This window comes from Rhodobacteraceae bacterium M382 (assembly GCA_025141015.1).
In the GTDB taxonomy this organism is placed as follows: Bacteria; Pseudomonadota; Alphaproteobacteria; order Rhodobacterales; family Rhodobacteraceae; genus Aliisedimentitalea; species Aliisedimentitalea scapharcae.
The window spans coordinates 3,604,827-3,624,132 of the sequence record CP081098.1; the positions used below are offsets into that span (position 1 = coordinate 3,604,827).

20 protein-coding genes and 1 pseudogene are annotated in these 19,306 nt (G+C 57.9%); 8 read left to right on the plus strand and 13 right to left on the minus strand.

All coding sequences use genetic code 11. The features are described from left to right. Nucleotide 1 precedes the first annotated feature (1 nt). On the minus strand, nucleotides 2-2,053 hold the full coding sequence (locus K3727_16800; GenBank protein ID UWQ90416.1) for a phage terminase large subunit family protein: 2,052 nt from the start codon (nucleotides 2,051-2,053) through the stop codon (nucleotides 2-4). Then, nucleotides 2,001-2,537, minus strand: coding sequence for a hypothetical protein (locus tag K3727_16805; protein ID UWQ90417.1), 537 nt, complete (start codon nucleotides 2,535-2,537; stop codon nucleotides 2,001-2,003). Before K3727_16805 ends, K3727_16800 begins: the two co-directional genes overlap by 53 nt. 114 nt (nucleotides 2,538-2,651) lie before the next feature. On the opposite strand from K3727_16805, the gene K3727_16810 reads away from it, so the two are divergent. Continuing rightward, nucleotides 2,652-2,882: a hypothetical protein gene (locus tag K3727_16810; protein ID UWQ90418.1), complete on the plus strand. Its 231-nt coding sequence runs from the start codon at nucleotides 2,652-2,654 to the stop codon at nucleotides 2,880-2,882. After that, entirely contained in the window at nucleotides 2,875-3,414 is a 540-nt protein-coding gene (locus K3727_16815; protein ID UWQ90419.1) for a DUF3489 domain-containing protein, read from the plus strand. The genes K3727_16810 and K3727_16815 overlap by 8 nt, the downstream gene beginning before the upstream one ends. Before the next feature lie 64 nt (nucleotides 3,415-3,478). On the opposite strand, the pseudogene K3727_16820 reads toward K3727_16815, so the two are convergent. From K3727_16820 to K3727_16860, 9 genes and pseudogenes are all read right to left on the minus strand, one after another. Next, a pseudogene (locus tag K3727_16820) lies at nucleotides 3,479-3,685 on the minus strand (hypothetical protein). Further along, a complete protein-coding gene (locus tag K3727_16825) occupies nucleotides 3,682-4,941 on the minus strand; it encodes a site-specific DNA-methyltransferase (GenBank protein ID UWQ90420.1) in 1,260 nt (419 codons plus the stop codon). The pseudogene K3727_16820 and the gene K3727_16825 overlap by 4 nt, the downstream one beginning before the upstream one ends. Before the next feature lie 560 nt (nucleotides 4,942-5,501). Next, on the minus strand, nucleotides 5,502-7,631 hold the full coding sequence (locus tag K3727_16830) for a S8 family peptidase (GenBank protein ID UWQ93432.1): 2,130 nt from the start codon (nucleotides 7,629-7,631) through the stop codon (nucleotides 5,502-5,504). Between the two features lie 219 nt (nucleotides 7,632-7,850). Further along, nucleotides 7,851-8,813 carry an AAA family ATPase gene (locus tag K3727_16835; protein ID UWQ90421.1) on the minus strand — a complete coding sequence of 321 codons (963 nt, stop codon included), beginning with the start codon at nucleotides 8,811-8,813 and terminating at the stop codon, nucleotides 7,851-7,853. Between the two features lie 362 nt (nucleotides 8,814-9,175). Then, nucleotides 9,176-9,829 carry a hypothetical protein gene (locus tag K3727_16840; protein UWQ90422.1) on the minus strand — a complete coding sequence of 218 codons (654 nt, stop codon included), beginning with the start codon at nucleotides 9,827-9,829 and terminating at the stop codon, nucleotides 9,176-9,178. Next, nucleotides 9,826-10,875: a helix-turn-helix domain-containing protein gene (locus tag K3727_16845; protein ID UWQ90423.1), complete on the minus strand. Its 1,050-nt coding sequence runs from the start codon at nucleotides 10,873-10,875 to the stop codon at nucleotides 9,826-9,828. The genes K3727_16840 and K3727_16845 overlap by 4 nt, the downstream gene beginning before the upstream one ends. After that, nucleotides 10,872-11,294 (minus strand): VRR-NUC domain-containing protein, encoded by a 423-nt coding sequence (locus tag K3727_16850; GenBank protein ID UWQ90424.1) that lies wholly within the window; start codon nucleotides 11,292-11,294, stop codon nucleotides 10,872-10,874. The genes K3727_16845 and K3727_16850 overlap by 4 nt, the downstream gene beginning before the upstream one ends. Further along, the gene (locus tag K3727_16855; GenBank protein ID UWQ93433.1) at nucleotides 11,291-11,527 is read right to left on the minus strand and encodes a hypothetical protein; all 237 of its coding nucleotides are present in this window, start codon (nucleotides 11,525-11,527) and stop codon (nucleotides 11,291-11,293) included. The genes K3727_16850 and K3727_16855 overlap by 4 nt, the downstream gene beginning before the upstream one ends. Nucleotides 11,528-11,592: 65 nt before the next feature. Next, nucleotides 11,593-11,838: a helix-turn-helix domain-containing protein gene (locus tag K3727_16860; protein UWQ90425.1), complete on the minus strand. Its 246-nt coding sequence runs from the start codon at nucleotides 11,836-11,838 to the stop codon at nucleotides 11,593-11,595. Nucleotides 11,839-12,649: 811 nt separating this feature from the next. Here K3727_16860 and K3727_16865 point away from each other — a divergent pair. Continuing rightward, nucleotides 12,650-13,249, plus strand: a complete 600-nt coding sequence (locus K3727_16865; GenBank protein UWQ90426.1) for a hypothetical protein — start codon at nucleotides 12,650-12,652, stop codon at nucleotides 13,247-13,249. 18 nt (nucleotides 13,250-13,267) lie between these two features. Here the strand turns inward: K3727_16865 and K3727_16870 are convergent, their stop codons facing one another. Together K3727_16870 and K3727_16875 are read right to left on the minus strand one after the other, a co-directional pair. After that, the gene (locus K3727_16870; protein ID UWQ90427.1) at nucleotides 13,268-14,527 is read right to left on the minus strand and encodes a tyrosine-type recombinase/integrase; all 1,260 of its coding nucleotides are present in this window, start codon (nucleotides 14,525-14,527) and stop codon (nucleotides 13,268-13,270) included. Nucleotides 14,528-14,942: 415 nt separating this feature from the next. After that, the gene (locus K3727_16875; protein ID UWQ90428.1) at nucleotides 14,943-15,371 is read right to left on the minus strand and encodes a helix-turn-helix domain-containing protein; all 429 of its coding nucleotides are present in this window, start codon (nucleotides 15,369-15,371) and stop codon (nucleotides 14,943-14,945) included. Between the two features lie 74 nt (nucleotides 15,372-15,445). Between K3727_16875 and K3727_16880 the strand changes: the two genes are divergently transcribed. The 5 genes from K3727_16880 to K3727_16900 all read left to right on the plus strand — a co-directional run bounded on the left by K3727_16880 (nucleotide 15,446) and on the right by K3727_16900 (nucleotide 18,765). Beyond that, nucleotides 15,446-15,850, plus strand: a complete 405-nt coding sequence (locus K3727_16880; GenBank protein ID UWQ90429.1) for a mercury transporter MerT — start codon at nucleotides 15,446-15,448, stop codon at nucleotides 15,848-15,850. An 11-nt stretch (nucleotides 15,851-15,861) separates the two neighbouring features. Next, the gene (locus K3727_16885) at nucleotides 15,862-16,158 is read left to right on the plus strand and encodes a cation transporter (protein UWQ90430.1); all 297 of its coding nucleotides are present in this window, start codon (nucleotides 15,862-15,864) and stop codon (nucleotides 16,156-16,158) included. Nucleotides 16,159-16,418: 260 nt separating this feature from the next. Beyond that, nucleotides 16,419-16,628, plus strand: a complete 210-nt coding sequence (merF, locus tag K3727_16890) for a mercury resistance system transport protein MerF (protein UWQ90431.1) — start codon at nucleotides 16,419-16,421, stop codon at nucleotides 16,626-16,628. An 11-nt stretch (nucleotides 16,629-16,639) separates the two neighbouring features. Further along, nucleotides 16,640-18,073, plus strand: a complete 1,434-nt coding sequence (gene merA, locus K3727_16895; GenBank protein ID UWQ90432.1) for a mercury(II) reductase — start codon at nucleotides 16,640-16,642, stop codon at nucleotides 18,071-18,073. A 41-nt stretch (nucleotides 18,074-18,114) separates the two neighbouring features. Beyond that, nucleotides 18,115-18,765, plus strand: coding sequence for an alkylmercury lyase family protein (locus tag K3727_16900; GenBank protein UWQ90433.1), 651 nt, complete (start codon nucleotides 18,115-18,117; stop codon nucleotides 18,763-18,765). The last annotated feature ends 541 nt before the right edge of the window (nucleotides 18,766-19,306 follow it).

A 19,306-nucleotide genomic window follows, 5' to 3' on the forward strand; every position in this document is an offset into this window, starting at 1 on the left:
CTCAATCCCTCATGAACTTTGGCGTATAGGCCCGGCGCTTGCGGCGCGGGGTTGTTGGTGTTCCGGCCTTGGCGGGTTGCGGAGCCGTCGATTGTGCTGTCGGGGTTTCGGGCGCTGGTGTTTGCAGGCGGGTTTCAACACCCGCCTGTTCTTCGAGCCGCCGCCAGGTTGCCTCGTCCCAGCGATCCGCCCCGAGAATCCAGGCAGCCGACCGGGCATAGACCCGGCAATCGAGCGCCTCGTTGCGTTCGCGCAGCTTTTGCCATTCCTGTCGGGTGTAGCCGAGCTTGCCCTTCACCGTGACCAGTTGCTCCGCCACCAGCTGTTTCAGCCATTCGGTGTCGATCCAGTCCGGCAGATGCACGGTGCCGGGCGGATCAAGCGCGCCCGTTTCCCGCTCTTCATCGCTGGGCCGCTCCAGTCGCAGGAAGCGGTAGGTTTCGATTTTGAAGGTCGCTGTAGCGATCGACCAGAGCCGTGCACCCCGGCGCAGTCGTCGTCCGCCGATTGTGGCATCGACAAAGGTAGGGCCCGAGACCGGGGTTGAGCGGTTGAAGCCTTCCAGCCCCTTGATCGGCGCAACCTGCTCAAAGCCCTGAGCGCGGGCCCAGCTATAGACGGCAGAGGATTCATAGCCGGAATCTATCGCCAGTTTGGCAATCGGCATCACCGCACCATTGGCGTGTTGCCAGGTTTTGCCCAGCAATGCGGTCAGCTGATCCCAGGCCTGCGCATGATCCGGTCCACCGGCAATGACGATGTGATCGATAAGCCAGCTTGTGATACCCCGGCCCCAGGCCCAGACATCAACCTCGATGCGGTCTTTCTGCACATCAACACCGGCCGTTAGGAACAAGCCGCCTTCCGGGATCTGTACTTCTCCAAAATTCTCCCGCCGGTCGGCCAGCCGCTGCCATTCCGGCGCTTCGCCGCTTTCCACCCATGTTTCGCCCAGCAGAGTATTGCGCGCGGCGCGCAGCATGTCTTCGGAGCCTTGCGCCGCCAGCCAGTCCCGCGCGATCTGCTCCCAGCTTTTCCAGCCAATCGGCGAATAAAGCGCCGAGATATGAAAGCCGATCGAATGTGGGTCCAGGGTTTGAGCGGTGCTGCGCCATTCCCCGCCTGCCAACATCGCCGTCTTGTGATGCTCAGCGATCGGGGCTTCGCATCCTGCACAATGATACGCCGCCGTCTCCGGCTGCCCCTTCGCCCAGCGCAACCGCTCAAACTCCAGCCACTGCATGTGACCACAATGCGGACAGGGCACGAAGAAGCGCCGCTGATCACTGGCCTCGTACTCCCGTTCAATCCGGGACAGTCCCCTGATTGTCGGGGTCGACACCATGAACACCTTGCGCCGGTGCGCAAACGTCGTCGTGCGCGCTTCGGCCAGAGAAACCGGATCACCTTCCTCATCTGCGGAAGCCGGATAGGCATCCACCTCATCTAGAAAGATGTAACGCGCGGGCATCGATCGCAGGCCGGTGGCTGAATTGGCCCCGGTCAGCACCAGAATGCCGCCGGGGAATTCCTTGGACAGCATCGAATTGCCTGCATCCCTTGAGCGGGCTGGATTGACCCGTTCACGCAGGGCAGCGCTTTCTGCAATCAGCGGATCAAGGCGCCCCCGCGAGGAGCGCTTGGCCATCTCCACCGTTGGCAGCACCGCCAGCATGGGTCCCGGAGCGTGGTGGATCACAAAGCCGATCCAGTTGTTGCCTGCCTCGGTCGCCCCGACCTGTGCCGCTTTCATGAACGAGATGCGCTGCGCCGGGTGATTGGGTGAGAGCGCATCCATGATCTCGCGCAGATAGGGCGTGCGGTCCGTGCGATAGCGCCCGGGCTCGGCGCTGGCGCGCGAGGACAGCCAGCGATGCTGATCGGCCCATTCGGACACTGTCAGGTCTGGGTCAGGCCGCATTCCCCGACGCCAGGCGCGCAGGATGTCTTCAGCTCCGTCAAAGCTCAGATCAAGATCTGCGCCAAAATCAAAGCCTTCCTCATTCAAGCGAGACCCGGAGATCGGCGAGGGCGTCAAGCTGTTCGCGGACATGGGTTTCCAGCACCCTCTGGAGGATCGCGGTCTCGATTGTCACTGACGTTCCCGTTGCCGTTTCCACCTCTGCTGCCACCTGTGCCGCCATCAACGCCGCGACGCGCGCAGGCCAGGTCACCCAGACATCGCGCTCCTGGCGCGCCAGCCGGAACACCAGGGTTTCGGCGCGGGCGCGATCAACCAGCGCGCCTTTCTTCTTCTGGATGGCCAGCTGGCGTTCCTGCGCCTGATAGACCGTCAGGGCGGTGCGGGCCTTGAGATAGGATGTGCCGTCAGCCGGGCCGGTAAAACCACCGTCACTGCCAACGGACCGGCGCTGTTGATCTGGATCGGTCATTCCGGTGCGTCGTGCATCCGAGGCTGCCGCATTGATCGAACCATCGGCAAACAGAACCATGCGTCCGGACTGCTTGGCCTTCTGGATTGCTCCGCGCGACAGGCCGGAATGGGTGGAGTATTCGCGCTCGCTCATACCTTCCATGGCCACCCAAACTCACACTTAAAGCAATGATATTGCTTGCTATTCAGTTGATTGAGAATCCGAGTGGAGCGATTCTGATTGTACATGAACGACACACCAGCCGGAGATAAGTCCATGGTAAACCGACCCGCCAAAAACAATTCCAAAGCCCTTGCCGCCTTCATGGTCCGCAAGGCCGAGATCGACACCATGCTGGCGCGCCTGCAGGGTCTGAGTGACGAGCATTTCAACGCCAGCCCCGATGCGATCAACTGGGGTGATGTCGGCACGCTGGACCACTATGCAGGCCTGTTGCGGCGCATCACCGACAGCGCGTTTCACGAGGGAGAGCACGGACATGGCTGAGCTTACCAAAACCCAGACCCGCATCCTCACTATCGGAGCCCAGCGCCCCGGTTATCTCGCAATGCCACTGCCCAAAGGTTTGCATGGCGCTGCCGCCCAAAAGGTGGCCGACATGCTGATCGGACGCGGCTTCCTCGAAGAAGTCGACGCTGATATTCGCAAGGGCGAGCCATTCTGGCGCGAGACCGGTGATGGTCATGGCACCACGCTGGTGGTGACTGAGGCCGGGCTTGCCGCCATCGGCGTCGAGCCGCTGGGCGAGCAGACGAAGAAGCCTCTCCGAAAGGCGGAGAAGACGTCCAAATCGGCCATTGCGCCCAAAACTCCGCGCACAGGCACCAAGCAGGCCCAGCTGATCACGATGCTTCAAACGCGTGACGGTGCCAGCATCAACGAGATGGCAGCCGCCACCGGCTGGCAGGCCCACACGATACGCGGCGCGATCTCCGGGGCGTTGAAGAAGAAGCTGGGGCTGGATGTCAGTTCGGAAAAGACCGACGGGCGTGGCCGGATTTACCGAATTCTCTCCTGAACACCACCGGGCTTTGACGCCGCTGCCCTGCCGGGGCGGCGGTTTCCCGTTTGTCCCTACAGGCTCTGATTGCCTCGAACAGACGCCGCAGCGCGAATGACCTGACAATGCTGATGAGGGTGAACGCGGTCGCGAGTTTCAGGTTCTGGGGCAGCGACATGTGCAGACCAAACCACGGAAGCACCAGTATTTGCGTTGCGATGGCGACGCCGTAACCGACAATCACATTGGCAATGGCTTCGACCAGCGACATGGTGCGGGACTGTTTCAAACTGCCGACCTCTCGGCCTTCATGTCTGAGAATGTCTCGCCGGTCTCTGCCAGCTCTGCCACCTCGCCGGTGAACTGCTGCCATCTTTCAATCGCCACATCGACATAGGCTGGGTCCAGTTCGATCCCGAGGCACACCCTTCCGGTGGTTTCCGCCGCAATCAGCGTGGTGCCAGACCCCATGAACGGCTCGTATATCGCCTGGCCCGGGCTGGAATTGTTCAGGATCGGGCGGCGCATGCATTCCACGGGCTTTTGCGTTCCGTGAACCGTGTCGGCATCCTGATCCTTGTTGGCGATTTGCCAGAGAGTTGTCTGCTTGCGGTCTCCGGCCCAGTGGCCCTTGCCGGTCTTTTTCACGGCATACCAGCAGGGTTCATGCTGCCAGTGATAATCTCCCCGGCTGAGAACCAGGCGATCCTTTGCCCAGATGATTTGCGCGCGGACATTGAACCCCGCTGCCACAAGGCTCTCGGCAACAGTGGCCGCGTGCAACGCGCCATGCCAGACATAGGCGACATCTCCGGGGAACAAGGCCCAGGCCTCGCGCCAGTCGGCACGATCATCATTCAGCACCTTGCCGGTGCGTTTGGTGGTCGAAGCGCCGGCTTTATTGCGCCAGCCCGGGTCGTATTCCACGCCATAAGGCGGGTCGGTCACCATCAGCAGGGGTTTCACCAGGCCAAACAACCGCTCAACATCTGTGGCCACCGTGGCATCCCCGCAAAGCAACCGATGATTGCCCAGCGCCCAGAAATCACCGCGTTGGCTGACCGGATCCGCTGGCGCCTCGGGAACATCATCTTCGCCCTCGATCGCCCCATCGCCGATTGCATCCGGGTCCTGAAGCAGCGCATCCAGATCCTCGTCCGCGATGCCCAGCAACGTCAGGTCGAAATCCTCCGCCAGCAACCCGGCGATCTCATCGCGCAGCACCGCCTCGTCCCAATCGCCCATCTCGGTCAGCTTGTTATCTGCGATCCGATAGGCCCGCCGCTCAGCCTCATCCAGATGCCCAAGCCGGATCACCGGTACTTCTGAGAGCCCCAGCCTGGTTGCCGCCAGTACACGGCCATGACCTGCGATCAACTCGCCATCATCGGCCACCATGCATGGCACCGTCCAGCCGAACTTTGCCATGCTGGCCGCGATCCTGGCCACCTGATCATCCCCGTGCATCTTGGCGTTGTCGGCATAGGGGCGCAGGTGTTCGATCGGCCAGGTCTCGATCTCGCCTGGTGCAAATACCAAATCCATGAAGATCCTCAATGTACGGGGGGAAGCAGATGCCAAGGGCGCGCGCCTGGAATTGCCAGCGCGACCGGGTCTGATCTGAATTGTCGGAAACGGGAAAAGAAAAACGCCCGCGAGGGGGTTCCTCCGGGCGGTCTGCTTCGATGATCAAGGTATGAGTCAAGAGGGGCAGACCTGTCAACAGAAAATCTGAAGGCGGTTCGGATGGTCTTTGGCTTGGATTCCGGGGTGGCTTCCTCCCTGGCTGGTTTGGCCAAGGTGGATTCTTGAGTGGTTTACTAAAGAATCCACCCAAGATGGCGCCTCTATGCTCGTAACCTACTGTTTTATCAATGCAATAAATACCCAATTGTTTTACGTGGCTTCCAAGTGGATTCCCCCACAGAATCCACTTTCGCTAGCGAAAACCCGCGCCTGGCCCCCCCGTATACAAACGCCGCCTGGGAGGAACCATGGCAGGGGGGCTGGGCCTTCAATTCGTCCTGAAAACAACTATCCTCCATCGGTTTTACTCGCCCGCTTTCTCCTATCAAGACCAATAGGGGATCAACGTATGAAAATTCCTAAATACGAACGCGGGGGCGCAAGCGCGCATAAAGCTGAACGCCAATTTGATGTTCCAGTTCCACAACCACAGCAAAGCGCTGTCGCGCCTCGCCATCTGCCCATCCACCTGCACACCGCACTACGAGGTAGTACTCATTACCATACTCCAAGGTGTCTCTTGAGAAGCTGACCTCTGCAGATTGTAAAGTGTTGCCGGCGCGATGATTGGGACCTGGCATGAGCTTGCAATTATACCGATCACGCATCTCTACGTGAGTGCCTTCTTCCCCGGTGTAGCTTCTGAAATGGTCTGACACTTGGTCCGCGGGACACCCTCGGATAAGGCGGAAATCCATCTTGGTCCCAAGATATTCCGCCCGAGTGCGCCGAACTGGCGGATCAAAGGCCAGCGAGACACGGATTGTGCGCTTGCCCCCGGTTTGAAACTCAGCCGGGATCGGCACACGATAAATCGCGAACTTGTCGATTTCGAGCACGTCATCAGCGATATAGACTACACGGTGATCGTCCGAATAGGCCGCTTTTAGAGGATCCACGTAGCCGTTGCCGACAATATGGTAGCGATCCGCATGATCCATACCGGAAAGGCGTCGTTCAGCTTCCTCCGGTAAGGAAGCAGCTCCGGCGAGGAGTGCGCGGATGAGGTTGGCCGAGGCATTTGGATAGCGCCGCAACAACGTCGCGGCCTTGCGTGCAAGGATTGGTGCCGAGAAAGAGGTCCCTCTGCCGCTTGTGAAAAGCTGTCTGACAAAGTCATGGTTGAGCGTTACGATGCCAGCTTCTGCTACTTGCGGAGCGCTTTGCAGTGAACGTGTTACTGCTCTGAAGATCATTGTGCCGCCCATTTCGACAAAATCGGGCTTAGTTATTTCAGCAGCACCTGGCCCAGCCCGCGTGAACGGAGATGGCTCTAGAGGGCCAGACGTAATCGCCCGAACATGAGCATCGCCGTGGTGGTGTGCGGCAAGACCGCTGGCATGGGAGAGCGCGCCAACCGTCACCACATTGGCCGCTCCCGAAGGTTCATAAATTCGGTTGGCCTGTTCCAGCAGGTATCCAGGATACTGCGTGACGCTTTGCTCGACGGCGTTGCCCCCGCGCGGGGATCGATTGCCAGCCGATACAAAAATCAGAACATCAAGCTCGCGCGCAAGCTCATCTAGCGTCATCGCCCAAGGGCCGACCCGTCCGCGTTCAAACCATGGGCGGTCGTCCCCCAGAGAGATGACGAAAATCCTGCACCCGTAAGTCTCGGTGAGCCGTTCGAACACGATCCTCATTTGACTGGGTAAAGTCCGGCGTTCATAGAACTGGCCAGTGTCCGTGATGACCTTGGCTGAAATTAAACGGGCGGCTTTGAGTATCCGCCCGGCTGCGATTTGATCACGTAGATCGCCGAAAACGGCTGCGCCACCGACCCTGGAGCCATGGCCCCAGACATCGGCTATGCCAAGCTCAGGTGGAAATGCTTCTGACGCAAGTAGTGCGTCTCCAAGCAAGGGATGCGCGTTGATACCACTGTCAACAATAGCGATAACCGGTGCGTCCTCAGCGACGGATTCCACTGGCGGCAAATCGTCCAGTGCCATCTGAACAATCGGTTGTGCTTCGATGTCCGGCTGTGGTGGAAAATCGACCATAGCGACCTCAGGTACCGACAGAATGGGACGGATAGCATGGCCTTGTGCTTCAACCCGCACGATTGTGAGAGAAGGCCCGACATAGGTATCAAAAACCACACCTTCCCGCTCCTCGATAAAGGAGCCAATCTCCTCGGCTTTGCGGCGACGGGCCTGTTGCCCAGCAAAGTCCCATAGCTCGATGTCCACAACGTAGGTCTCGTTGTCCTGAAAATCTGCAACTTCCGTGAAGCCGCGTTCCTGAAGTCGAACGCCAAGCCTATCGGCAGGCTCCAAAGTGTCTATACTCTCAATGCGGTTTATGAACCCGGAATAACGTCGACTGGCTTGCCCCTCAGGAATAGGTCCCTCATAGGCCGCTAGTTTTTCGCGAAACTCTGTCAGTTCTTCGGTTGATGAGAATAGAATGATTGTGTTGTCTTGGTCATTGGACAGCAGGCGCAAACCTACCTTGTCCCATTCGTCTTCTAATGCGAGACCGCTCATCTCGACCTTTAAGATCAGCGAAGGATCGACAAACTCCACTGGCCTTTGCTGGCGCTGCTCTTCTACGGCCTCGTCCACCTCCCCACGAACGACAAGTCCGTGTCCACCATCCCGCCGTGGCAGGGGAGGTGGACGCCCGGTCTTTCGGCGGTCAAGATTCTCAGCGAGCCGAGCGAGCTGCAGGTGTTCATGTTGGGGCAAAGGAAGCCTGTAAACAGTTTAGCCGACTAAACGTTGCGTGCGTTTTTCACGTCGCTTTGCGTCGTTGACGGCAGCATTGAAATTCCGCAAGGACACTGACTTTGCGCGTCCAAGGATCGATAGTTTAATAGCCTGGGTGCAGATTTTTTCGAGCTCTGCATATGAATATCCAGCCACTTTGTCTGTAAGCTGGCTTGGTTCGAACTCGACCGATACGTTTTTAAAAGCATTTGTCAGATATTTGCGCGTCATGCGCTCATCTGGGGCATCAAACCAGACGACTTCATCAAATCGTCGCCAAACCGCCGGGTCGAGTGTTTGGTCTAAATTGGTGGCCGCGAGCAGAAAACCACTTGGCTGGATCTGGTCGATGAACAGCAGCAAATTATTGACGACACGCCTTAGTTCGCTGTGTTCCCCACTGTCATTGCGCGACCGAGCGATCGCGTCAAACTCATCCAAAAAGAGGACGCATGGCTGACGGCGGGCAAACTCAAATATTTTGCGGATGTTGGTTGCAGTTTCACCAAGGTAGGACGACATCAGGCGGTCAAGCTTTACGACAAAGAGCGGCAGGTCCAACTCGTTCGCAAACACCTCGGCGCACAGCGTTTTACCGCAGCCGGGTGGGCCACAAAACAGAAGTTTGGAGCGGACTGGCAGACCGTGCATCTTAATCTGTTCAGACTTGCGATACTCGCGCAACAGGCCAACAAAGAGCCGGGTGTTCTCGGCAGACATCAATATGTCTTGCGCGCTTCGATTTGGTTCGACTTTCTGGATAAACTCATCGGCTTCATCCGGAAACGGCAACAGCGGGGCCAGGCCCTTGGGCTGGGTCGTTTGCCCGATGTTGTCGAGGGTTTTGCGCAAAGTCTTAGCAAGCACGCGGTTCTTTTTGCGTTCTTCTTCTCCGATGATCTGTTCAGCAACGGCGCGGAACTCATCCTCATGGCCAAAACTGGCCAAAAGTTTCTTCATGAGTTCCCCGCGTGCCACCAAAAATACCCCTTGCCTGTTAACAGAATCTTAGAGTGGCGTGACCCAAATTGCCACAAAAACCTCACGTGACAACCAACTGGACCCCAGTTTCAAAGCAGCGCCGCAAATTTGGGCCAGAAACGCCAGTTCAGGTTCACCAAAGGGCTTTGGTCGAATTTCGAGTTCGGTGAATTCAAGCTGCTGCAAAATGGCTTCGGGTGGATGTCGGCTCTGGATCGAGGGCGGCGGTGCCGGAGGATTTTATCTGGTAAATGCTGCAAAAATTGATCCTCGTCCGGTTTGGGGATATTCAAGGGTGCAACTTGCAGCCAAGCGATTGGCGACAAAGTGCCGAGCGCTGCCTAACTTGCCCAAGGTCTGATTTTCGGCATCGCCTCCGTCACTTCCACTTCCCGCAGCATCCCACCATCCTTCAACCCCTCCCGCACCCAGCCCAGCGCCTGCCACCAATCACCATAGGCCCGCCGTGCCCCTGCGACCTGTTCCGGATGCGGTCGCCAGGTCACCGGGCAAGCCAGCACCTCAACCGTCCGCCATCGCCCGCGATAGAGCACGCGCTCGATCCCCACGACCTCGGTCTTGGCTCGTTCCCCATGCTGGTTGCGCCTTGTTTCGACCGGAACGCAGCGCGGCACAGCGCCGGGCATCCAGTCCGGTGACAGCCCGGCGCGCGCCAGCTCTGCTACCCTGATGGCCATGCGTTTACCGCCCAGCGCGTCTGGCAGCCCGGCCAGCGTCGCGGCAACAACCTCGGCATCCTCATGGGTGTAGCTGCCCATCTTGTACCGGCCGCCATCAACCTGGCAGCCAAGCCGGGCGCGCTGAATAAGAACGTATTCAAGGCCATAGCCGCTGGCTTCTTCAACAGCCTCAGTTGGCGGCGGCAATTCCAGCTGCGCCTTTTCCACCCGGAAAGCCCATTCCAGAACTGCCTGAACACCCAGCGCGCGTTTTTGTTTTCCGCCACTGCGAGTAATGCGTCCATGAAAGGTCATAACACACCCCGCATGCGCAGCTGTTGGGGTGTGACCAGCCCCTTCGCCAACATCGCATCGCGCATGACATTGCCGATCATGTTGGGGGGAAGAAAACAATCGGAATTCACCAGATCGGTGTAGAATTCCAGCTGCTCGCTGAGACTCGCTCTGAGGCCTGTTGCACCCCGTTGCGCATCCTTGCCCTTCCGCGACATCGCAGGTGACTCTGACGGTCGTCTCCGGCGCTGGGCGGCCCGCTCCATTGCCCGGTCGAGGGCCCTGGGCCCGTCCGGCGGCGTGGGGTGGGCGTGTCGCGTTTCTTCGGCGACTTCGAGGATCTCTGCCTCTGACAATCCCAGATCATCCCGCCAACGCAGCACATGCGACCTGGCAGATGAGCCCTGCCACCAGCCGGGAAGCGCACCAACTGGATCGATGCCCAGCGCTCTCAGCAACTCTCCAAAGAATTCATCTGAAAGGCCCTCGCGCGCCTGCGCGTCCTCCTCCTCCTTTACTGGTTCCCTTAAAGGTTCCTTTACAAGGTTAGTGTCCAGAATCTGGACACGGCTCACCCCATTTTCTGGACACGGGTCGGTTGCTATTCTGGACACGGCTCCGTGTCCGGAATTGAGACACGGAGTTTCAGGCGAGATATCGGTGAAGGCGTTGTTTTCATTTGCATTACCTGAAACACCCCCGTGTCCGGTTTCTGGACATGGGATAGTCGTGCCACTTGGCCCCGCTGCGGCTCCTTGCGGCCCTGTTTCATCGGATGGCACCGGGGTGAAGCCCTCCTCAAACCCGAGGATATATCGCGTCGACATCTGCCGCCGGGTGATCGGATCAACCCGCCGAACCCGCCGTAACAGACCGCGCTGTTCCAGCTTGTTCAAATGGGTATTCAATCCGGCCCGGCTGATCTCGCAATCACAGGCCAGACGATCCTGTGCGGGAAAGCAGCCATAGTCCGGATTGTAGCGGTCACACAGGTGCCAGAGCACAATCTTGGTGGTGGGTTTCAGCCCGCGTTGCTGGATGGCCCAGTTGGTTCCCTGATGGCTCACGGTGCGATCCTCCGGGGCTTGGAGGGGAAATGCGGTCCAGGGTGAACGTCCAGCATGCGGGTGATGAACCCGTGATCTGCCAGAGCCGACAGCGCGTCATCTACAGAGCGCACCAGCGCCCAGGCCAGTCCCTGCGCCTGCACAGCATCACGAAACACCATTTGCGCCGGGCTGAGGTGACCGGTTTTGCTTTTGACCTCGAGAAACAGAACCCGCCCTTCGGACAACACGATCAAATCGGCAAAGCCGGGATGCACGCCCATACCAACAAGGATGGCCTGCCGGGTTTTCCCGCGCCGGTCCCCCGATGTGACCTCATTGACAGAATGATGCACAATCGCCCCACGGGGCAAGACAAAGCGCAGAGCCTGTACGATTGCGCGCTGGGCGTCGGCTTCGGGGGTTTTGCGCCGGGTCATGCCACACCGCCGTTCCGGGCCGCGTTGCCCCTGTCTGACGGTTGATTGCTCAACAGGCGCATCACGCCCAGCGCGTCAGCCTGTTCAGCGGCATCTGAACCGTGGGTGCAGATCACCCGGCAGGCCAGAACAACCAGCGTTTCCGGATGGTGAGCGACATCGGCCAGAACGCCACGCGCCTCAACCAGGCGGTCCTGTTGCCATTGCTCACAGAGGGCCTTGTTCCGGGTCATCTGCTTGACGTTGGCAGGCGGCGTGGCAGGTGCTCCGGAACCCATTGTCGTATTGCAAAGGCCGCTCATCTCCGGCCTCCTGATTTTCTGGTGCGCGATTGCTCCTGTTTCAACAGCCAGGCCTCCACAGCGCTGCGCCGATAGAACACTTTGCGCCCCGCTTTGATGCAGGCCGGGCCCGTGCGCTGCCGCTGCCAGCGCCCCAGTGTGTCGACCGTGACTCCCAACTCGTCAGCGAGTTTCTGGCGGCTGATCCACCCGGCCAGCAGATTGCCCGGTTGCGGTCGTGTTGCGACTTGCGTTTGTTCCATGTCCGTCCTCCGATGCATCGCCCGAAACGGGCTGATGTCCGTGAACAGAAGGAGCAGACGGGAGGGGGTGGCAGGGTGGCGCAGGGTGGCGCTCATTTGCCGATATCGATGCCACCCCTTGTTTCATTGACGCAAACGCAAGTGGGCCGAACCGTCATTCGCAAGGGCGTTAGAATGCAACCGACACAATTGAGCTCAGTTGACGAATTTCAGGGGTACCGGGCGCTTTGAAACCGGAAAAGCTCCTGAACATCGTCCGGCCCGTTATCGGAGCATCCTGATATGGAAAGATTCGAGAAAACCCGACCGAAAATCGACCGGCGAGTGGGGTGCGCGAAATCATGCTGACGAAGGTGCCGTCACCGGCATTCAGGCGTGATTCAGTGCCGCCAATTGCCGGTGAAACGCAGAAGCACTTCGTAAAGGGTGGCGGGGTGGCACAGGGTGGCGCTCATTTGGGGATACCGATGCCACCCCTTGTTTTGTTGGCTAAAATGCCTCCGGGATGATCTCCCATACCTCGGTGAGCGCCGCGCGCCAGGTTGAATTTGAAGAGAATCCGCGACCGGATTCTGGACGGGCCTGTCAAGATCAAAGACCCGGGCGAGCTCTCAATTTGAGGCTTGTAGAATCGGAGTGTCGTGGCGAGTTTCGCCGTGGCTGCAGCCCCGATTTTTGCGCCTGACCGCTACCTCGCGGAAGGCTCGTAATTTGCCCGGGCGGAGCGGCCTAAAAAACTTCTTCAGAGCGCAAAAGACCCCAAAACAAAAGAGAGCAATACGCGCCAATTCAAAACAAAGGCAGAGCAGGCATGGGATTACCACCAAAGGCATATTATTCAATTCATGAAGCAGCGGGGCGATGGGATTGCAGCCTGTCGGACATTGCGGGCTGGGCCTCTGTGGGGCGGTTCGACATTGTGACTGGGATTAGTCCGGCGGTTTGTGGATCGCGGACAATTGCGGGGTTCGTCGCTGTTTCGGTTTCCGACATTCTGCCACTGTTCAGCTGCACGAACGCTGGCCTGAACAGCCGACGATTGAAACGCATCCGTGTCCTGGGCGAGCAGGACTGGCAGACTGTAACGAAACCCGCCAAAGGTATTTCCATAACCCTTGGTGACCTGATGATTCTGGCAGAGGAGGCCCGGCGGTTCGAGGAAGACTGCGATCTGCTGCGCCGACCGGCCGAGCATATCGGATCAACTCCAAATTATGACTGGGACGGCATGTATCTCACCCTGGTCCTGCGGGTGCACGAACAGGGCGTGCCACCTACACAGGCCGAATGGGTCGGTGAGGTTCAGGAGTGGTTTGTTAAAACATCCCAAACCGGGAAGGTGCCCGACGAGCGCACGATCCGCCGCCGGATTACTCCGATCTGGAAGGCCCTGCGCGATCCCTGCTGTTAACCATCCAGAGGACGAATTTCAGGCACGTTTTTGTGTCTGGTCCGCGTCATGCACCAATGTCGGGCGTGGGCGGAACACACTGGCCACGGCATCGACACCGGCGCGCAGGGGCGAATCCATCAAATGCGCATAGCGCTGGGTGGTTTTGAGCTGGGAATGGCCCAGCAGCTTGCCGATCATTTCCAATGAGGCCCCGCCGCTGACCAGCAGGGAGGCAAATGTGTGGCGCAGATCATGGATGCGGACATCTTCCAGACCAGCGGTCCGTTGGATGCCGGTCCAGAACCGGCGCAGCTCAACCACCGGCTGGCCCGGCACATCGCCGGGAAACAGCCACGGGATCCCGTTTGGCACGATCAACTGGCGCTGCCGCACAATGGCGACGACCTCGTCTGAGATCGGCAACCGGTGCACCTTGCGCTGTTTTGTGGCGGTGGCAGGCTTCGACCAGCTGCCAAGCTCCAGATTGAATTGTTCGAACCGGGCTTGCCGCACCTCGCCGACGCGCGCACCGGTCAGCAGGCACATGCGCATAATGGTGGCGGCGCGCTGATCTTCGGCTGCATCCAGTGCCTCGGCCAGCCTGCCGATCTCGTCCTTTGACAGAAACCGCTCGCGTTCATTTTCCACCCTGCGCCGGAACCCCGATGCGGGATTGTCGGTGCGCCACTTCCAACTGATAGCCAGTGTAAACATCTTGCGCAGCACTTCGCCCACCCGGTTGGCGCGGATCGGCGTCGGTTTAGGCCCTTGCAGCTTGCGCGCCCGGTTGTTGGGTTTGGCTCTAGAGGGGCGGGCACGACCCGCAGCGATCTTGGTCAACAGCCGTTCGACGTCAGACGAGGTGATTTCTGCAACCAGAAGATTGCCCCAGTCCGGTTCGACCAGTTTGCGCAGCATGGATTTCTGATCCGAGGCATTGGTGGGCGACAGATGTGGCAGATGTTCTTCGATGTAACGGTCTATCAGATCTTTGAACCGCGGGGCTTCGCGTCTCTGTTCGCGATTGCCAAGCGGATCGGTCCCGGCATCGATCTCGCGCCGCAATTCCTTGGCGCGCTCGCGCGCCGCGGTGGTCGACCATTCCGGCCAGCGCCCGATTGTCATGCGCCGTTGCCGCCCAGCGCTGCGATAATCAATGGTAAACGCCCGGCTGCCGGAACGGTAGATGCAGATAGCAAAGCCCCGCACATCACTGTCAAAGATCTGGTAATCCTTGCCTTTGACCGGTTCGGCTTCCCTTACGGATTTCTCGTTCAATCGTATACGCTTCGGCATGAAACACAGCTCCCTTCAACTATGACATGACGCGTAGATTCGCGCTCTTATCAAGCCAATCATGAAAAAAGGGGTGGCGGGGTGGCGCTGGGTGGCACTCATTTGGTCAACGCCGCGCCACCCCAGTGTTTTATGGGTTTTGCGTCTTTGTGGTTCGAGGAGGAAAAAATAGTAGCCGCCCCCACACCGGACCTTCGTGCGAGGCGCGGCTAACGGCGGCCCCGAGCCCAGGGCAGCCATTGCCATTTCTCGATGCGCGTGCTCGCAGCACCGAATATTCTGCGCAGGCGCAAAAATCCGTGACGCAGCGCGGCGGGGATTTCGGCCATTCGTCGACCGCGCAGCATTTTTGAAGGGGCAAATTTACAGGTCGCGGGACTAAACCGTCGTTTGTTCAATGCCCGCTTCGGTGAATTCATCCGGTTTCGGATACTTCAAATAATGTATCCAGTATCGGGCAGTCGGGAACATCACCACGACTGCATTCTGCCGCCATCACTTCCAGCGCGTCCTCTAACCGATGCAGGGCTAGTATTTTCTCCTTGACCGCCGCAAGGTGATTGACCGTCATGCTGTGAACCTCGCCGCAGGTGAAGTCGCGTCGATCCACCATTTCCAGCAAGGCTCTGATTTCTTCGATGCTAAATCCAATTTCCCGCGAACGCTTGATGAAGGATAGGCGCTTGAGCTGGTCGTGGTTGTATTGCCGGTTGCCGCCCGCTGTTCTGTCGGGCTTTGGCATGATCCCAATCCGTTCGTAGTATCGGATCGTCTCGATGTTCACACCTGTGTGCTTTGACATCGCGCCAATGGGATAGCCTCGCGCGTTCGTGAAGTCAGCCATCGAAAACCCCCCTTGCTTCTGTAGTTGCTACAGATCGTATCTTACAACTCGAAACTTGAAAAGCGGGTTCTTGAATGACTGACGTGATTGATGTCGATCTCAAACAGGTCGACCCTGAAACTAAGAAAGCCCGCATGATTGCGGCTGGTGGTGTCCTTGGTGCTCTTGCAGCATCAACCTGCTGCGTTGTTCCATTGATCCTTTTCAGCCTTGGCATTTCCGGTGCTTGGATCGGCAATCTGACCGCACTTGAACCTTACAAGCCTATCTTTATCGCGCTTACACTTGGATTTCTCGGCTATGGCTTCTGGATGGTTTATCGCAAACCCAAGGCCTGCGCGGAGGGAGAAACCTGTGCGCGGCCACTTCCAAATCGGTTGGTTAAATCCGCGCTTTGGGCATCAACGGTTCTCATCTTGATTGCGTTGTTTTGGAACTGGATTGCGCCAGTCGTTGCCCCCATTCTTCTTGGTCTGTGAAAGGAACCATAATGAAACTCCACACTCCCGTCTTAGCCCTCATCGGCCTATTGGCCGCTTCTCCCATTTTTGCGGGAGAGCAAACCGTGACATTCTCGGTTCCCGGCATGCATTGCCCGAGCTGTCCCTTTATTGTTGAATCAGCGATAGGCAGCGTAGAAGGCGTCACGCAAGTAACGGCGGATTCTGACACACTGACAGCCGAGGTCGTCTTTGATGACTCAGTTGTAAGTGCTGAGGAAATTGCTGTCGCATCAGCCGCTGCCGGGTATGAAGCTGATCTTGTCGCTGTACCATCCGATTCCTGATCGCCTCAAATGAAAGACGGATCGGCAGGTAGAATCCTTGCATTCATAGTTGCTGCCCCGGTGGTCGTGATCTGCTGCGGCGGGCACGCCGCTGTCCTTACATCAATGTTGAGCGGGGCCATCGGTACAGCAACCGGCCTTGATATTCTCACCACCCTGTTGATCGCTGTTGGAGTTGGTGTGGTCGTTCTTGCTATTCGGACGATTGCTCAAAGCCGTCGGGACGGAGACGCCAGAGACAGAAATACAAAGGAAACGTCGTGAATAACAAACTTCTCAAGACAGGCATTGTCGGCACAGTGATAGCTGCGCTTTGCTGCTTCACGCCCCTGCTCGTTGGCCTTCTTGGTGTCGTTGGGTTGTCTGCTGCTGTCGGCTATCTCGATTATGTTCTCATGCCTGCTCTGGCGATGTTTGTCCTCATTACGATCTACGCGCTGATCCGTCGCGCACGAAACGCCAATTCCTGAAAGGCTGCTCCATGTCAGATTGCTGCACACCTCCCAATACTGAAACTGACACCTTTGACCTTGTTGTAATCGGTGCGGGTTCTGCCGGTTTCTCCGCCGCTATTACGGCAGCGGATGAAGGCGCGCGTGTCGCCTTGGTTGGATATGGCACGATTGGCGGCACATGTGTGAACGTCGGCTGTGTGCCTTCCAAGACCATGATCCGCGCCGTAGAAACGCTGCACACTGCAAAGGCGGCCAGTCGTTTTGATGGTATTGAAGGCTCTGGCCAAGTCACCGACTGGAAAGCGATGATCGCACAGAAACAGGCGCTGGTTGATGATCTGCGAGCCGCGAAATACGTCGATGTGCTGCCAAACTACGAGGCCGTGACCTATATCGAAGGTCAGGCCGTCTTTCAGGAAGACGGTTCGATTCAGGTCGGTGAACGTAACCTGAAACCCACAAAGGTCATCATTGCGACCGGATCATCCCAACATGTCCCTGACATTCCTGGTTTGGCTGATCTTGATTGGCTGGACAGTACGTCCGCCTTGCAACTTGATCAGCGGCCTGCGTCCCTAATGGTTATGGGCGGGGGTTATATAGGCGTCGAGATTGCGCAAGTCTTTGCGCGGGCGGGTGCGACCGTCACGATTGTGACCCGTCGCGGGCTGCTGCCCGAAGCTGAGCCCGAAATCAGCGCTGCACTTACGGAAGCCTTTGCAGATGAAGGTATCTCGGTTCTCGATGGACTGTCCTATGATCGGCTGGAAACCACCGATACCGGCGTGCGTTTGTACGCCACTCGAAACGGTCAGCCCATGACAGTTGATGCAGAAAAAATAATGCTGGCGACGGGGCGTGTTCCAAACACCAGATCACTGGCGCTTGATGTTGCCGGGATCGCCACGGATGCGAGAGGCGGGGTTGTCGTTGATCCTGCAATGAACAGTTCCCGCGATGGCGTATATGCTGCTGGCGACGTGACTGGTAATGATCAGTTCGTCTACATGGCGGCCTATGGGGCGAGGCTGGCGGCAAAGAACGCCATGAACGGCAACTCGCTTAACTATGACAATAGCGTCATGCCCTCCGTGGTCTTTTCTGATCCCCAGATTGCCAGTGTCGGAGTAACCGAGGCGCAGGCCACTGCAAATGGCCATGAAGTCGTAACATCTGTGTTAGGTCTTGAACATGTCCCGCGCGCACTCGCGGCGCGTGACACTCGTGGTCTCATCAAGCTGGTGGCAGATAAGCAAAGTAAAAAGCTGCTTGGGGCCCATATTATCGCACCAGAGGGATCAGATACGATCCAGACCGCTGCGATGGCTCTGAAAATGGGCATGACCTACGATGACTTGGGCGACATGATCTTTCCCTACCTCACGACTGTAGAAGGGCTGAAACTGGCAGCGCAGACATTTGAGAAGGACGTGGCAAAGCTGTCTTGCTGCGCCGGATAATGAATACTCTTGACCGCAGCCCCTACCTGGACTGGTCAGACGTGGCTGACCCCGTAGCGGATGACGCACTGCGATCCCTCTTGACTGAAGAACGGCTGCGTGACCGGTGGCTCGATCTGTCGAAAGAGACACTGTCTGTTCACAGGTTAATTCTTGAGAGTTTTGTCCGACGTGCTAGGCCACCAACGCGACAAGAATTATCAGAGTTGGGGTTGCCAAATTTACAAACCAAGGACGTGTTGGAAGAACTGGACCGTCGCGACCTGATAGTGTTTCGGCGGGGCGCAATCCAATCTGCGTATCCGTTTTCGGCCAGCGATACTTTGCACTCTGTCGAACTGGCCGGGGTACGCAATTGGACAGTTTGTGTTATCGACGCGCTCGGAACCGCAGCAATGCTCAGAAAAGCTGCAACTGTTCGATCAAGTTGCCCCATCTGTGGCGAGAAAATAGAAATCGACGTAAACAAAAACGGGCTCTCGGCAGATAACATTAGTCCCTCTGACGTGATTGTTTGGGCGAGCGTTGCAGAGACGGAAGGGTGTGCTGCCGACACACAATGTCAGTCAATGCTGGCGTTTTGTTCAGACGCTCATCTCAAAATATGGAAGCCTGAAGGGGTGATTGGATTCCAACTTACACCGCACCAGGCAATCCAGGTTGGAGCTGCCATTTTCAAGCCGTTTCTATGAACAAGTGTCGGCTGAGCGCCGCATCTATGACAGCTAGCTGCGGAACGGAGATTCAAACTCATTCTAGTTGGCGAGGACATGACCAGAGTTACTGGCAAGCACTTTCGAAGCAGTCATTCGCCGCACGGCGGAAAGTGGTAAGTCTGGGCTCTTTGCCGCCATGCGGTGTTGCAGCGATCCACAATGCCGTTGCACGCAAAGACCGGCCTTTCGCCAGGACCCCGCCCTTTCCGGCGAAACATCTGCAAACGCACGGGTTTCTCGAACTACCAAGATGATCGTGTGCCGTTCTTGATCTGGCAACGGGCATTCCGGCCAGGAGCGGCGAAATCAACGGTAGAGCCCCACTTTTACCGATGCTGCAGGGCGCATGAATGACCGCTACAACGGCTATCGCCTAAATGTGGTCATCGTTTTAAACCTGCAAACCGTGCACCGGAGAGAACAGTCATGTTCTGTTTCCAAGTGGTGATATCACGTGAATTAAAATCGCTTAGCGACGCAGGACCACATGGGTTTATTCAGATTGACCTCGGATCAT

Bases quoted from the DNA above. Each gene is read 5' to 3' on its own strand.
- K3727_16885 (UWQ90430.1), top strand. From the start codon at position 15,862: ATGAAACTCCACACTCCCGTCTTAGCCCTCATCGGCCTATTGGCCGCT.
- K3727_16810 (UWQ90418.1), top strand. From the start codon at position 2,652: ATGGTAAACCGACCCGCCAAAAACAATTCCAAAGCCCTTGCCGCCTTC.
- K3727_16850 (UWQ90424.1), bottom strand. From the start codon at position 11,294: ATGACCCGGCGCAAAACCCCCGAAGCCGACGCCCAGCGCGCAATCGTA.
- K3727_16825 (UWQ90420.1), bottom strand. From the start codon at position 4,941: ATGGATTTGGTATTTGCACCAGGCGAGATCGAGACCTGGCCGATCGAA.
- K3727_16875 (UWQ90428.1), bottom strand. From the start codon at position 15,371: ATGGCTGACTTCACGAACGCGCGAGGCTATCCCATTGGCGCGATGTCA.
- K3727_16860 (UWQ90425.1), bottom strand. From the start codon at position 11,838: ATGGAACAAACGCAAGTCGCAACACGACCGCAACCGGGCAATCTGCTG.
- K3727_16840 (UWQ90422.1), bottom strand. From the start codon at position 9,829: ATGACCTTTCATGGACGCATTACTCGCAGTGGCGGAAAACAAAAACGC.
- K3727_16805 (UWQ90417.1), bottom strand. From the start codon at position 2,537: ATGGAAGGTATGAGCGAGCGCGAATACTCCACCCATTCCGGCCTGTCG.
- K3727_16865 (UWQ90426.1), top strand. From the start codon at position 12,650: ATGGGATTACCACCAAAGGCATATTATTCAATTCATGAAGCAGCGGGG.
- K3727_16880 (UWQ90429.1), top strand. From the start codon at position 15,446: ATGACTGACGTGATTGATGTCGATCTCAAACAGGTCGACCCTGAAACT.
- K3727_16815 (UWQ90419.1), top strand. From the start codon at position 2,875: ATGGCTGAGCTTACCAAAACCCAGACCCGCATCCTCACTATCGGAGCC.
- K3727_16835 (UWQ90421.1), bottom strand. From the start codon at position 8,813: ATGAAGAAACTTTTGGCCAGTTTTGGCCATGAGGATGAGTTCCGCGCC.
- merA (UWQ90432.1), top strand. From the start codon at position 16,640: ATGTCAGATTGCTGCACACCTCCCAATACTGAAACTGACACCTTTGAC.
- K3727_16855 (UWQ93433.1), bottom strand. From the start codon at position 11,527: ATGACCCGGAACAAGGCCCTCTGTGAGCAATGGCAACAGGACCGCCTG.
- K3727_16830 (UWQ93432.1), bottom strand. From the start codon at position 7,631: ATGAGCGGTCTCGCATTAGAAGACGAATGGGACAAGGTAGGTTTGCGC.
- K3727_16800 (UWQ90416.1), bottom strand. From the start codon at position 2,053: ATGTCCGCGAACAGCTTGACGCCCTCGCCGATCTCCGGGTCTCGCTTG.
- K3727_16870 (UWQ90427.1), bottom strand. From the start codon at position 14,527: ATGCCGAAGCGTATACGATTGAACGAGAAATCCGTAAGGGAAGCCGAA.